At 68.9% G+C, this 14768-nt stretch carries 11 protein-coding genes; all 11 read left to right on the top strand.

The window, feature by feature from the left end:
* Positions 1–64 precede the first annotated feature (64 nt).
* The 11 genes from NXI30_27310 to scpB all read left to right on the top strand — a co-directional run bounded on the left by NXI30_27310 (position 65) and on the right by scpB (position 14767).
* A complete protein-coding gene (locus NXI30_27310; GenBank protein MCR9097946.1) occupies positions 65–1783 on the top strand; it encodes a 30S ribosomal protein S1 in 1719 nt (572 codons plus the stop codon).
* Between the two features lie 105 nt (positions 1784–1888).
* A complete protein-coding gene (locus tag NXI30_27305; GenBank protein ID MCR9097945.1) occupies positions 1889–2239 on the top strand; it encodes an integration host factor subunit beta in 351 nt (116 codons plus the stop codon).
* Positions 2240–2268: 29 nt separating this feature from the next.
* Complete coding sequence (locus NXI30_27300) at positions 2269–2646, top strand: LapA family protein (GenBank protein ID MCR9097944.1); 378 nt, start codon at positions 2269–2271, stop codon at positions 2644–2646.
* A 4-nt stretch (positions 2647–2650) separates the two neighbouring features.
* Entirely contained in the window at positions 2651–3697 is a 1047-nt protein-coding gene (locus NXI30_27295; GenBank protein ID MCR9097943.1) for a tetratricopeptide repeat protein, read from the top strand.
* Positions 3694–6447 carry a DNA mismatch repair protein MutS gene (mutS, locus tag NXI30_27290; protein ID MCR9097942.1) on the top strand — a complete coding sequence of 918 codons (2754 nt, stop codon included), beginning with the start codon at positions 3694–3696 and terminating at the stop codon, positions 6445–6447. The genes NXI30_27295 and mutS overlap by 4 nt, the downstream gene beginning before the upstream one ends.
* On the top strand, positions 6444–7625 hold the full coding sequence (locus NXI30_27285; GenBank protein ID MCR9097941.1) for an N-acetylmuramoyl-L-alanine amidase: 1182 nt from the start codon (positions 6444–6446) through the stop codon (positions 7623–7625). Before mutS ends, NXI30_27285 begins: the two co-directional genes overlap by 4 nt.
* On the top strand, positions 7625–10441 hold the full coding sequence (locus NXI30_27280) for a DUF294 nucleotidyltransferase-like domain-containing protein (protein ID MCR9097940.1): 2817 nt from the start codon (positions 7625–7627) through the stop codon (positions 10439–10441). The genes NXI30_27285 and NXI30_27280 overlap by 1 nt, the downstream gene beginning before the upstream one ends.
* The gene (locus NXI30_27275; GenBank protein MCR9097939.1) at positions 10434–11369 is read left to right on the top strand and encodes a site-specific tyrosine recombinase XerD; all 936 of its coding nucleotides are present in this window, start codon (positions 10434–10436) and stop codon (positions 11367–11369) included. Before NXI30_27280 ends, NXI30_27275 begins: the two co-directional genes overlap by 8 nt.
* Entirely contained in the window at positions 11366–12784 is a 1419-nt protein-coding gene (locus NXI30_27270) for a hypothetical protein (protein ID MCR9097938.1), read from the top strand. The genes NXI30_27275 and NXI30_27270 overlap by 4 nt, the downstream gene beginning before the upstream one ends.
* Before the next feature lie 171 nt (positions 12785–12955).
* Positions 12956–13852, top strand: a complete 897-nt coding sequence (locus NXI30_27265; GenBank protein ID MCR9097937.1) for a segregation/condensation protein A — start codon at positions 12956–12958, stop codon at positions 13850–13852.
* 93 nt (positions 13853–13945) lie between these two features.
* Positions 13946–14767 carry an SMC-Scp complex subunit ScpB gene (scpB, locus tag NXI30_27260; protein MCR9097936.1) on the top strand — a complete coding sequence of 274 codons (822 nt, stop codon included), beginning with the start codon at positions 13946–13948 and terminating at the stop codon, positions 14765–14767.
* Position 14768 lies beyond the last annotated feature (1 nt).

The raw sequence follows: 14768 nt of genomic DNA, 5'->3' as shown, positions 1-14768 counted from the left end.
GCACCAACACAGAGGGAGCCATGGACACGGGGTTCATGGCGACTCTCAGGAGAACCATCCAACAATGTCCGAATCCACTGAACAATCGCAGGGAGCCGCAGGCGCTTCCACAGGCGCCGCGAGTTTCGCGGAGCTCTTCGGTCAAGCCGAGAAGGCCATCAAAGAGGGCGAGATCGCCGTCGGCAAGGTCCTCTCGATCGACAACGATTACATCCAGATCGACATCGGCTTCAAGTCCGAGGGAATGATCGCCGCCTGGGAGTTCATGACCGAGGAAGGCGAGATCACCGTCAACGTCGGTGACGACGTCGAGGTCCTCGTCGAGGAAGTCGAGAACGAAGACGGTCAGCTCGTGCTCTCGAAGGAGAAGGCGGAGCGCCTCAAGGTCTGGGACGAGATCAGCGACGCCTACGACAACGAGAACCCGGTCGAGGGCACGATCGTCGCCCGCGTGAAGGGCGGCCTCAGCGTCGACATCGGCGTCAAGGCGTTCCTCCCCGGCTCGCAGGTCGACCTGCGCCCGGTCCGGAACCTCGAGGCGCTGCTCGGCGAGAAGGCCAACTTCAAGATCATCAAGTTCAACAAGCGACGAGGGAACATCGTTCTCTCCCGCCGCGCGCTGCTCGAGACCGAGCGCAAGAAGATGCGCGAGGCGACGCTGACCACGCTCCAGGAGGGCCAGATCCTCGACGGCGTGATCAAGAACCTGACCGACTACGGCGCCTTCATCGATCTCGGCGGCATCGACGGCCTGCTCCACATCACGGACATGTCGTGGGGTCGCATCAACCACCCGAGCGAGCTGTTCCAGGTGGGCGACGAGATCAAGGTCAAGGTCCTCAAGTTCGACCAGGAGAACGAGCGCGTGTCGCTGGGTCTCAAGCAGATCCAGCCCGACCCGTGGATCGACGCCGGCATGCGGTACCCGCTCGGCATGCGCATCCAGGGCAAGGTCGTGTCCCTCACGGACTACGGCGCGTTCATCGAGCTCGAGCCCGGCATCGAGGGCCTCGTGCACGTCTCCGAGATGTCCTGGACGAAGCGCGTCAAGCACCCGTCCAAGGTCGTCACGATCGGCGACGAAGTCGAAGCGGTCGTCCTCGACGTGGATGAGCGGGATCGCAAGATCTCCCTCGGCATGAAGCAGATCGAGGAGAACCCGTGGACGGTGATCGAGGAGCGCTACCCGGTCGGCACGGAAGTGTCGGGCCAGGTCCGCAACATCACCAACTTCGGCATCTTCGTCGGCCTCGAAGAGGGCATCGACGGCCTGGTCCACGTCTCGGACATCTCCTGGACGGAGCAGGTCAAGCATCCCTCCGAGCGCTTCGAGAAGGGCGACGAGGTGAAGGCGGTCGTGCTCAAGATCGACAAGGAGAACGAGAAGTTCTCCCTGGGGATCAAGCAGCTCGAGCCCAACCCGTGGGAAGACATTCTCAAGAAGTACACCGTGGGCAGCGAGATCACCGGTCCGGTCAAGAGCGTGACCGACTTCGGTGTGTTCGTTCAGCTCGAGGACGGGATCGATGGTCTCGTCTACAGCTCGGAGCTCGCGCCTGAGCGGATCGAGACCCCGTCGGAGCACTTCAGCGAAGGGCAGGAAGTCACTGCGCTGGTCGTCAAGGTCGACGCCCACGAGCAGAAGATTTCCCTGTCGATTCGTGCGGTGAACGACAAGGCTGAACGTGCGGCTCTCAAGGAGCTCGCGGAACAGCAGTCGGCGAGCCAGACCACCACGCTCGGTGATCTGCTGGCCGAGAAGCTCAAGGGACAGGGCGACTAGCCCACCCGCGAGAAGAGGTCGGGGCGCGGCGCCCTGCAACCACACGGCGCCGCGCCCCTTGCCTCGGTCCCTGTACGCCAGGGATGCCATGTCTGGGGAGACAGAATGACGAAGAGCGGTTTGATCGAAGAGGTGGCGAAGCGCACCCCGCACATCTCGAAGAAGGACACGGAGGTCGTGGTCAACACGATCTTCGACGCGATGATCGAGTCGTTGCGTGCCGGCGACCGGATCGAGATCCGGGGGTTCGGTTCCTTCCAGGTGAAGATCCGCGAGGCGCGGGACGGCCGGAATCCCAAGACCGGCGAGCCCGTGCACATCTCCGCGAAGCGCACCCCCTTCTTCAAGGTGGGCAAGGAGCTGAAGGAGATGGTGGATTCGTCGCCCGCGCAGGGAGACGCTTCCGCCGCGGCCGAGTCCGACCCGATCGGTCCGGGCGATTCGACCGCCAGCTGATCGGCTGACGAGATCGGGGGGGAAGCGGTTTGAAGCGGAATCTGACCATCGTCGCGCTGATCGTGATCTTCGTGTGCGTGAACGCCGTCTTGTGGATGTTCTACGCCGCGAACACCGCGGTCGTGACGGTCGACCTGCTCGGCCTCGGCGTGATCGAAGTGACCGTGTGGAAGCTCACACTGTCCTGCTTCGCGCTCGGTGCCGTGGTCGTGCTCCTGATGGCGGGCTTCTTCGGCCTGCGCGGGGGCGAGCTGCGGCGCCGATACCGGAAGACGATTCGCCGCCTCGAGGGCGAGCTGCACCAGCTCCGCAGCCTGCCGCTCTCGACGGATCGGGAACCTCCGGTCGCGGCGGAGACGGCGGCCGGGGGCGACGGCCCGAAGGCCGCCGCAGGCGGGCAGGGCTAGCGACGTGGCGATCGGGAGGAAACGGCCGGTCGTCGATCCGCGCAAGGCGGGGTCGGTCGAGGCCGCCCTTCGCCGGGCGCTGCGCGCGGCCGTCGGCGGGGACTGGCCGGCGGCCGAGACCTGGCTCGAGCGGATCGTCGAGGCGGACAGCACCGATCTCGACGCGTATCACGCCCTCGCGCGCCTCTATCGGGAGCAGGGCGCGATCGGGCGGGCAATCCGAATGCATCAGAACCTGCTGCTGCGCCCGGGGATCTCGAAAGAAGAGAAGAACGAGGCATTGCTCGAGCTCGCCCGGGACTTCGATGCGGGGGGCTTCGTCGAGCGCGCGGTCGCGGGCTACGAGGAGGTGCTCGATACGAGCCCGAGGGAGCGTGAGGCCCTCGCGCGTCTCGTGAAGCTGCTCGGCGAGATGCGCGAGTATCCGCGGGCGCTCGCCCTGGTGAAGCGTTGGCGAAGGCTCGACCGGGAGGCCGCCGAGACCGAGGAGCACCGACTGCTCCTCGCGCAGGCGCAGGGGCAGACGGAAGAGGGCGACGCGGACGCGGCTCGCTCGACCCTGAAACGGCTGCTGCGCAAGGACAAGGCGTGCGCCCCGGCGTGGTCGATGCTCGGCGACCTCGAGGCGGAGAAGGGTCGCGACGCGAAGGCGATCGGCGCCTGGCGGAGAGCGGTCGAGGCCGACCGGACCCTGGGCACCATCCTGCTGCCCAGGATCGAGGCGGGCTTCGCCGCGCGCAAGAAGCCGCAGGACTACGAGAAGCTGGTTCGCGCGCTCCTCGAATCGCAGCCGACGGATGCAGCCGCGCAGGTGGCCCTCGCGCGCACGCTCGCCAGCCGGGGCGACGCGGCCGCGGCGATCGAGTCGCTCTCGCGGGCCATCGAGATCGCACCGAGCGCTCCCTCCCTTCGCGTCGAGCTCGGCCGGATGCTGCTCGACGGAGGGCAGGATGCCGAGGCGCTCAAGGCCTTCGCCGCGCTCCTCGACGTGGTCGAGCGCGACGCGTGGCAGCGCCCCGCCCGCGCCGGCGACGAGGAGACGAGCGCGTGAGTGGCTCGGCGCTCGACACGCCGATGATGCGCCAGTTCATCAAGGTGAAGGCGCAATATCCGGATGCGGTGGTCTTCTACCGGATGGGCGACTTCTACGAGATGTTTCTCGACGACGCGGAGCTCGTCGCTCCGATCCTCGACATCGCCCTCACGTCCCGCGACAAGGGAAAGAAGGACGCCGTGCCGATGTGCGGCGTGCCGGTCCACGCGGCGGATGCGCACATCAAACGCCTCGCCGAGCTCGGGCACCGAATCGCGATCTGCGAGCAGGTCGAGGATCCGAAGGAAGCGGGCGGCAAGCGGCTCGTTCGGCGTGAGGTGGTCGAGGTGGTCACCCCGGGACTCGTCGGAGATCCGGAGGGGCTCGATGCCCGTCAAGTCGTCGCCGTCGCCGCGATCGCCGCCGACCCTGGGAGCGATGCCTTCGGTCTCGCGGTGCTCGATGCGTCGACTGCGGACTTCCGTGCGACCGAGGTCGCCGGCGTCCCCTCGTCGTTCCCGCTTGACGGCAAGGGCGCTGGTCTGCCGGACACGCTCGTCCAGGAGCTCTCCCGGATCGCGCCTCGCGAGCTCCTCGTGCCGGGCGCACGACTCGACGATTGGCAGGCAGAGCTTCGTGATCGCCTCGACGAGGTCGCGCTCACCCCCCTCGAGGAGAAGGGCTACGACGTCGTTCCGGAGCGCGCCGAATGGCCCGGGGACTTCATGGGCGCGCCCGACCCCGCCTCCCGGGCGGCAGTGGCGATCGCCAACTACCTGACCGAGAACCAGCCCTTCGCGGCCGAGAATCCGCCGCGTCTGCGCCGCTATGAGATCGCCGAGACCGTCGTTCTCGATGCGTCGACGCGACGGCACCTCGAGCTGCACGAGAACAGCGAGGATCGTGGACGGACCGGGACGCTCGTGGCCGAGCTCGACCAGTCGGCCTGCGCACTCGGTGCCCGGCGCCTGGCCCACTGGCTCAGCTATCCGCTGCTGTCGACCCGTGAGATCGAGCGACGCCAGGACGCCGTCGAGTGGCTCGTCGAGCGGGATCGCGTTCGAGGCACGCTTCGCGAGGCGATGGGACGCGTCCGCGACCTCGAGCGCATGCTGTCCAAGGCGACGCGGCCCGGCGCCGTGCCGCGGGATCTGGGTCAGCTGCGGGGCTCCCTCCAGGCGCTCCCCGATGTCGTCGCGGCCCTCGCGGTCGAAACGGAGGGCGAGGACGCGCTCCTCGGGAGCGGGGCGGCGGGCGACGCTGGGACGGTCGTTCCCCTCGACGGCCCGGCGCCGCTTCCGAGCCTCACGCGGCTCCTCGAACAGGCCCTGATCGACGACCCGCCGACGATCGCCAAGGGATCCAGAGGCGCCAACGAGACGGGCTACATCCGGGAGGGCTACCGCAGCGACCTCGATGCGCTGCGCGAGAGCGCGACCAAGGGACGCGAGTGGATCGCCGGGCTCGAGGCCGAGGAGCGCGAGCGGTCGGGGATCCCGACGCTCAAGGTGCGCTTCCATCCGGTCCACGGCTACTCGCTCGAGGTCGGCAAGGCGCACCTGGCCAAGGTTCCGGAGGACTACGACCGAAAGCAGACCCTCGCGAGTGTCGAACGTTTCACGACCGAATCGCTGCGCGAAGTCGAGTCCAAGGTCATGGGCGCGAACGAGCGCGCCGCGAAGCTCGAGCGGGAGATCTTCGAGGCGGTGCGCCTCGAGGTCTGCGCCGCTTCGGAAGCGATCCGAGAGGCGGCGGACAAGGTCGCGACCCTCGATGCGTTGGCCTCCCTGGCCGAGGTCGCCCGAACCAAGCGCTGGGTTCGCCCCGTCGTCGACGAGGGGGAAGCCCTCGAGATCGTCGGCGGACGTCATCCGGTCGTCGAGACCGTCCTCGGTCGTCAGGGCTCTGATGGATTCGTGCCGAACGACACGCGACTCGACCCGGCGGGTCAACAGATCCTGCTGCTGACCGGTCCGAACATGTCCGGTAAGAGCACCTATCTCCGACAGGTCGCGCTCATCGTCCTGCTGGCCCAGATGGGGAGCTTCGTCCCGGCAGAGTCCGCGCGGGTCGGCGTCGTCGATCGGGTGTTCACGCGCGTCGGTGCGTCGGATCGCCTCGCCAAGGGCGAGTCGACCTTCATGGTCGAGATGCGGGAGACGTCGGACATCCTGCGACAGGCCTCGCGCCGGAGCCTCGTCATCCTCGACGAGATCGGGCGCGGAACCTCGACCTTCGATGGACTCTCGATCGCCTGGGCCGTCGCCGAGTACCTGCACGACACGCGCGGGGTCGAGGCCCGGACGCTCTTCGCGACCCACTATCACGAACTGGTGGCGCTCTCGGAGTCGAAGCCGCGGATCCACAACGCGCACTTCGAGGTCCGCGAGTGGAACGACGAAGTGATCTTCCTGCGGAGACTCGTCGAAGGCGGCGCGAACCGGTCCTACGGCATCCAGGTCGCCCGCCTCGCCGGGCTGCCCTCCGCCGTCGTAGAGCGGGCGCGGCAGATCCTCCACGACCTCGAGGGCGGGGCGCTCCCGGGCGGTCGGCCCAAGCAGTCGGCCGCGGCGGGGGACGGACAGCTCAGTCTGCAGCTCGCTCCGGCGCGTCCCCCGCGCAACGACGCAGCGGGGGCGCTTGCGGTCGCGCTCCGGGAACTCGACCCGAACACGATGACGCCCCTCGATGCCCTCACCTGGCTCGCGAAGAGCCGTGCGACGCTCCTGGCCGCCGAGGACGAGGAGCGTTCCGGAGGCGCGACATGAGGCGGCTCGGGCGGCGCGCAAGGGGGGGCTGGCTGCTCGCGATCGGGGTCCTGGTGCCGGCACTGGTGGCGATCGAGCGCCCGCCGGGCCTCTCGGACGTCGCGGACGTCCGGACCTGGTCCTACCCCGAATACACCCGGGTGGTGCTCGAGCTCGAGGGCGCGCGAGACCTCGGGCCCCCGGCGCTCGTTCGGCTACCGCCGAACTCGGCGGCGCATCGACCCGAGCGACTCTATCTCGACGTCCCGGACGTCTGGGTCGGACGCCGCTTCGAGGAAGGGGTCGAGGTGGGCGACGGACTCCTCGAAGGCGTTCGCCTGGGACAGAACACGCTGTCGACGACGCGGCTGGTCCTCGATCTCGCGCGCTACGACCACCACCGGGTCTTCACGCTGCCCGCGCCGCCGCGCATCGTCGTCGACGTGTACGGGGAACGAGGGCAGGGCGCCGACCCGGCGGGCCGGCTCCCGGCCGGCCTCCGGCGCGTGCAGACCGTCGTCGTGGACCCCGGACACGGGGGGAGCGATCCCGGCGCACTCGGGGTCGGTGGGCTTCGGGAGAAGGACGTGAACCTCGGGATCGCCCGCGCGCTCGCGACCGAGCTCCGCGCTCGCGGGTTCGACGTCGTGCTGACGCGCGACGACGATCGGGCGCTCTCACTCGAAGACCGGAGCGCGATCGCCGAATCCGCCGGCGGCGACGTCTTCGTGTCGATCCATGCGAACGCCGCGCGCCGGAAGGGCGCTCGGGGCATCGAGGTCTACACCCTCGATGCGAACCACGAGCGTCACAGCCTCGACGTCGCCGCGCGGGAGAACAACGTGCCGGCGGCCAGGCTCGACGCGCTGCAACGGGCGCTCGCACGCATCCGCGTCGACGACGTGGGAGACCATTCGGCGCGGCTCGCCACCCACGTGCACGACCAGGTGATCCAGGGGGCCCGCTCGCGAGACGCCTCGCTTCCGGATCTGGGCGTCAAGAAAGGCCCCTTCTACGTGCTCTTCATGTCGAGCATGTCCGCGGTCCTGGTCGAGACCGGGTTCGTGACGAACCGACGGGACGCCCGGCTGCTCGGGAGCGAGCGCTACCAGGCCCTGCTGGCCGAACGGATCGCGATGGGGATCGATCGGTACCGCACCGAGATCGAGACCGGTCTGGCCGCCCGAGGGCTTCCCTGATGGCCGCGCCGCAGCCCGGAGCCGGGGGACCGCCCTCCATCGAGACACAGCTCGCCGACCTGCCCGCCGATCCCGACGCGCGACAGAACGCGGTCACACCCGCGGTGAAGAATTTCCTCGTGGACGTTCGTGCCCACCTCGAGAGGATGCATCGGGAGTACGGCTCCGGTCGGCGGGTGAACGAAGCGAACTCGGACCTGATGGACCGCATGATCCGGCGCCTCTTCGAGCTCGCCGAGGACCTTCACCTCGTGCGCGGCGGCGAAGTCCACGAAGGCGTCTCGATCATCGCCGTCGGAGGCTACGCCCGACGGGAGATGTCGATCCACTCGGACGTCGACCTCCTGCTGCTCTATCGGGACGAGCTCACGCCCTTCGTCGAGTTCATGGCCGAGCGGCTTCAGTACTGGCTCTGGGACGCGGGACTCACGATCGGCATGGCGACCCGCACGATCGAGGAGACCGTGGAGCTCGGACGCGAGGACGTGACCGTGCGGACGGCGGTACTCACCGCGCGCTTCCTCTGCGGCGACGGCGAGTTCTTCCACGCCTTCGCCGATCGGATCCGCGACGAGCTCCTGCCGGATCCGGCGGCCTTCGTGATGGAACAGGTCGAGCTGATGCGCGAGCGGCAACTCGAGTACGGCGACACGCTCTATCTCCTCCAGCCGAACGTGAAGGAGGGGGCGGGGACCCTGCGCGACTACCACGCCGCCTACTGGGTGGCACGCGGGACGCAGCCGTCGGTCCGGAACGTCGACGACTTCCTGCACTTCGGCCTGCTGACCGAGACCGAGATGGACGAGTATCGCGAGGCCCTCGAGTTCCTCTGGCGGACCCGGAACGAGCTCCATCTACGGGCGAAGCGGTCGAACGACCAGATGAGCTTCGAGGCCCAGGAAGAGGTGGCCGAGGGGATCGGCTACGGGTCGATGCTCGAAGCGATGACCGAGGCCGCGGCGAAACCGGCGCCGGACGACGCGACCCTCGCGGACCTGCGCTTCCAGCCCGACGACCCGGATCTGCCCGTCGAGCGCTTCATGCGCGACTACTACCGCCACGCACGCACGATCAAGTCGCACTCGGAGCTCGTGATCGACCAGTGCGTTCGGCGCGTGAGCGGCGCCGACGGTTCCCGCGCGGAAGAGAGGCCCGTCGAGGACGGATTCAGCCTGATCGACGGCCAGCTCGCGATCCCGCACGCCGGGCACCTGCGAGAGGATCCGATCCGGATCCTGCGCGTGTTCGAGATCGCCCAGCGCCACCAGGTCCGACTCTCGCGAATGGCGCAGCGCCTGATTCGTGAGAACCTGGCCCTGCTCGACGACACGCTCCGAGGGACGCCCGAGGTTTCGGACATGTTCATGCGGATCCTCGACTCCGAGACCCGCGTGATGCGCACGCTCATGGCGATGAACGACGTGGGGGTGCTCGCCCAGGTGATTCCGGAATGGGAGCACATCGTCTGCCGCTGGCAGCACGTCATCTACCACACCTACACGGTCGACGTGCACTCGATCTTCCTCGTGGAGGAGCTCCGCAGGCTCTGGCGCGGGAAGTACGCCCGCGCGATGCCGGAGCTGACCGAGCTGATGCAGGAGGTCGACGATCGTGCGGTGCTCTTCCTCGGCTGCCTGCTCCACGACATCGGCAAGGGCTTCGGCGGCGATCATTCGAACAAGGGCGTGATCCGGGCGATCCCCGCGATCGAGCGGTTGGGCCTGTCGAAGGAGCGCGGCGACCGCGTCCTCTTCATCGTCCAACACCACCTGCTCATGTCCCATCTCGCCCAGAGCCGCGATCTCTCCGATCCCCAGCTGATTCTCGAGCTCGCGCAGGTCTGCGGCGACCGGACCAACCTGCGGAATCTCTATCTGGCGACCTTCGCGGACATTCGCGCCTCCTCGGTCGAGGGTTGGACGGACTGGAAGGGGCAGCTCCTGCGCGAGCTCTTCGAGCGGACTGCCGAGATGCTCGAGACCGGCGCCGAGCGACCCGACCAGGCGGTGGCCCTCCTCGAGGCCCGGGTCGAGCGACGACGCGACGGGGCCCGGGAAGAGCTCCTTCGTCTGGGCGTCGGCGAGAGCAAGATCGAGTCGCTCTTCGATCAGCTGCCTCGCCGCTACTTCCTCTCGCACACGCCTCGGCAGATCGCGCGGCATGCTCAGCTCGTTCTGCGCTTCGGCGACGGCAGACGCGTCGTCACGGCGCACCGCGAGATGAAGGGCGGATTCACCGAGTTCATCGTCTGCACCCAGGACGTACACGGCCTCTACAGCAAGGTCGCCGGTGTGATGACCGCGTGTGGCCTCAACATCCTGGGCTCCCACGTCTATACGACGCGGGGTGGGCTGGCGCTCGAGATCTACCGGACCCACACGCCGCGGGGCGGGCCCGACGAGCGCGACATGCTCTGGGGCGAGGTCGAGGAGCAGCTCGAGAACGTGTTGGCGGGATCCGTCGAGGTTGGCGAGCTCGTGCGGCGTCGGCGTCGCCCGGTCGGATTCACGCGTCCTCCTTCGAGGAAGGAGCCCCGCGTGCTCATCTCGAACACCGAGAGCGAGTTCTACACCCTCGTGGACGTGATCGCGGACGACCGGCTGGGGCTGCTCTACGACGTCACCCGGACGATCGGCGAGCAGGGGTTCGAGATCTACATCTCCAAGGCCGCCACCATCAAGGATCAGGTCACGGACGCCTTCTACCTGAAGGACGGAAACGCGAAGAAGATCAAGGATTCCGAAGCGTTGGATCGACTTCGCGAGGCGTTGCTGGAGGCCGTGTCCGGCGGACTCGAGGGGGCGGGGCGTGGCTAGGGCGGGCGCTTCCGAGCTCGAGGCGCTCTGCGACGCGTTCCTCACGCGGCTCGCGGTCGAAGAGGGCCTGTCGCCTCGGACCGTCGAGGCCTACGCGAACGATCTGCGCCACCTGCGCGCCCACCTCGCCGATCGCGGCATCGACCGGATCGAGCGCGTGACCCGCCACGATCTGTCGACTCTGGCGGGCTTTCTCGACGAGCGATCCATGGCGGCGAGCACCCGGGCGCGGGTCTTCGTTTCCGTGCGGCGCTTGATGCGCTTCGCCGAGGAGAAAGGACTCATCGGCGCGGATCCGATCGAGGCGCTCCAGGCGCCGAAGCAGACGCGGAAGCTGCCGCGGATCTTGAAGGCAGAGGAGACGGCGGCGTTGATCGAAGCGGCTCGAGGCGACGACGCCCTCTCGCTCCGGGACGTCGCGATGCTCGAGGTCCTCTACGGCGCGGGACTGCGGGTGACGGAGCTGGTCACGCTGCCCCTCGATGCGATCGATCGACGGGGTCAGCTCCTTCGGGTCGTGGGCAAGGGGCGGAAGGAGCGGATCGTTCCGATGGGGGACGTCGCCGCCGAGGCCATCGACGACTACCTCGAGCGCGGGCGGCCGACGCTCCTCGGCGAGCGGCCCGATCGGAGCCATGCGACGTTCCTCACCCGGCGCGGGACGGCGATGACCCGGCAGAACTTCTTCTCGCGGCTGCGTGGCCACGCGAAGGCGGCGGGCCTCGCCGCGGACCGCGTCTCGCCCCACGTGCTCCGTCACGGCTTCGCCACCGACCTGCTCGAAGGGGGCGCCGACCTGCGGGCGATCCAGTCGATGCTCGGACACGCGGATCTGTCGACGACGGAGATCTACACCCACGTCAGTCGAGCGCGACTGCGGGAGACCGTCGAGTCGCGACATCCGCGCGGTGCGGGTGGCAAGCGGTGACCCGTCCGTCGGTCTCCTTCGACGACGTCGCCGGCGCGATCCCGGCGGCGATGGCCGCGCTGCTGGAGCGCGTCGTGGCGACGGCGCAGGATCGCGGCGTCGAGATCCATCTGGTCGGCGGGCCGGTCCGCGACCTCCTGCTCGGCCGTGCGCTCGACGACGTCGATCTCCGGGTCGAGCACGACGCGCAGGGACTCGCCGAGGCGGTCTGTGCGGGGCGGGGAGGGGCCGGGCTCGAGGCGGTGGCCCACGATCGTTTCGGCACGGTCCGGATCCTCTCCCAGGAAGCCAGTCTCGACCTCGCGACCCTTCGCCACGAGACCTACGCCGCACCGGGCGCCTTGCCCGACGTCGTCCCGGGCTCGCTCGAGCAGGACGCGCGACGTCGGGACTTCGCGGTCAACGCGCTGCACGTTCCCCTCGACGCGCGGGCGCGCGGCAGGGCGCTTCCGATCGTGGACCTCGAAGGCGGGCTCGAGGATCTGGCGGCGAAGCGACTGCGGATCCTCCACCCCAGGAGTTTCCACGACGACCCGACCCGGGCCTGGCGCGCGGCCCGCTTCGCCACGCGGCTCGGCTTCCGGCTGGACCGCGGCTCCCGCAGCGCCCTCCGGAATGCGCTTCGGGACGGGGCCTTCGGCGCGGTGAGCGGAGAGCGCTTCCGCCGGGAGCTCGAGTTCTCGTTCGCGGAGGCGCGGCACGGGGCGCACGTCGGGAAGATCCTTCGCCTGCTCGACGATTGGCACGTGCTCGGTGCCCTCGAGCCGGGACTCGGTCTCGGTGCAGATCGTCTCGTGCCGCTGCGACGGCTGTCGAAGACCATCGCCGAACCCGATTGGCCGGCCCCGCGCTGGCGGAGCTTTCACGCGGGACTCTCGATCTGGCTCGCGCCGCATCCCGCGGCGCTCCGACGGCGAGCCCTCGAACGCTTCGCCGTTCGGGGTGAGGCCGCCAAGCGGATCGTCGAATTCGGACGCAGCAGCGAGCGGACCCTCCGCGCCCTCGCGAAGGCGCGGGGACGGGGGGCCGTCGATGCGACGGTGAGCGGGCTGCCCGAGGAGACCCTCCAGGCGCTCTATGCGATCGCGGACCTCCCGGTCCGGAAGCGGATCCTTCGTTGGGCAGCCGAGGACCGCCGTCGGCGTCCGCCGGTGAGCGGTGGCGACCTGGTCGAGGCGGGGCTCGAGGGGGCGCTGGTCGGCAAGGCCCTGGCGCGAATCCGGGCGGGATTCCTCGATGGCGAGATCGCCAACCGCGAGGAGGCGCTGGCGCTCGCCCAGGAGCTCGCGCGCCGCTCGGCGCGTCGTGGAAATGCGCCCAAGCGCCGGAAATCACGTCGAAAAGTGGCGTCCCGGAAGCCGATTGCGGATACTTCCGGGGACGTCGACGGGGGGTCGGCGCGCGCCACGGACTGAGCCACTGCTCGCACGGAGCCGGCTCGGCGGACGGCTGCGGAAGAGAGGGACGGGGCCCGACGCGCGTCGGATCCGCCTCGCGACCGCAGGCCGAGGGCACGCGCCCGGTGCCGCGGAGGCGCCCCCGATCCCGGCCACCCCCCAGGCAGCCATGCAGGACGGTTTCGATCGATGAGCGCAAGCGACGTGGAAGTCGGAGAAGGCCCTGCTCCCCTCGATGTCGAGGGCAGCGTGCTCGAATCCCTGGGTGCCGACCCGGACGAGCGCACCGATGGCCTCGACGGCTATGCGGTCAAGCTGGCCGTCTTCGAGGGGCCCCTCGATCTGCTGCTCCACCTGATCCGGCAGAACGAAGTCGACATCACCGACATCCCGATCCAGCGTATCGCCGAGCAGTACCTCGAGACGATCGAGCTGATGCAGGAGCTGAACCTCGACATCGCGGCGGAGTACCTCGTGATGGCGGCGACGCTCGCGCTGATCAAGAGCCGGATGCTCCTGCCGAACGAGGCCGAGGACGAAGAGGAGGCCGTCGATCCGAGGGCCGAGCTCGTCCAGCGCCTCCTCGAGTACCAGCGCTTCAAGGAAGCCGCGGAGACGCTGTCGAAGCGACGTCTCCTGGGGCGCGACGTCTGGAGCGTCGTGGGGCCCGGTCCGGAGAAGACCCCCGAGAGCGAGCGCGAGATCGAGGTCGGGCTCTACGAGCTGGTCGCGGCCTTCAAGGAGGTGCTCGACAACGCGAAGGGCGCGAGCCTCAAGCACGAGGTCGAGACCGAGAGCGTGACCGTGCGCGACCGGATGCTGGTCGTGATGGACCTGCTCGAAGAGAACGAGACGGTCGAGTTCATGCGGATCTTCGAGTCGCCCGGCGAGGCCGGCGGAGTCCCGTCCCGTCCCGTCCTGGTCGCGACCTTCCTCGCGATCCTCGAGCTCGCCCGCCTCTCGGCCCTTCGGATCTACCAGGGAATCTCCGAGAGGGGAACGCCCGAAGGTGCCATCCGCGTACGCCGAGCCCAGATCGAGAGTGACTCGCCGGAATGGCGTGAACGCATCACGGAGACGATGTAGCGGCCGCCGAGCCCCATCCTCCCGCCCTTCGAGATTCGTCGGTCGTGTCGACGCCACGACGCACACCGAGAGCCAGCCAGGAGCCCCATCCACATGAGCCGAATGGAAGCCAGCGAGAAGCGACGTATCGTCGAGGCGCTGATCCTGTCGTCGCCGGAGCCGCTATCGGCGGCGCGGATCGCGGAGATCATTCCGTACTGCAACGCGGGTCAGGCCAAGGACCTCGTCAACGAGCTGAACACCGAGTACGTCGAGCAGGACCGCTCCTTCGAGATCTGGGAAGTCGCCGGCGGCTACCAGATCCGGACCCGAGCCGAGTTCTCGGGCTATCTCCAGAAGCTCCAGAAGGAGCGGGCACTTCGTCTCTCGCAGGCGGCCCTCGAGACTCTGGCGATCATCGCCTACCGCCAGCCGGTCACCCGCGCCGAGATCGAGGACGTGCGCGGCGTCGACGCGGGCGCGACCGTGAAGAGCCTGCTCGACCGTCATCTGATTCGGATCGCGGGACAGCGCGAGGTTCCCGGGCGACCGATGCTCTACGGAACCACCCGACGCTTCCTCGAGGTCTTCGGCCTCGAGCGTCTCAAGGACCTGCCCACCCTGCGCGAGCTCGACGAGCTGGCGCGGGAGCAGGGGCTCCTCGAGAAGACGGCGGAGGATGCCTTGCCGACCACTGCTGAAGGCGCAGGCGAAGGCGAGGCCGAGGGCGAGAACGCGACGACCGACGCCGAGCAGGCGACCGACGAGGACGGCGCGGTCGCGGCGTCGCAGACGGGTGACGACGGCGGCCCGGCCGAGGCCGCATCGACCACGACCGAATCGGAGCCTGCCGCCGAGGCGGCCCCCTCGACGTCCGAGCAAGCGGACGGCGCGGCCGAGCCCGCCGACGAGGAGGATGACGCCCCGCGCGTCTAGC

The sequence above is a fragment of the bacterium genome (assembly GCA_024742285.1).
Classification (GTDB): Bacteria; Myxococcota_A; UBA9160; order UBA9160; family UBA4427; genus UBA4427.
This window is presented reverse-complemented; position numbering and strand designations above follow the sequence as displayed.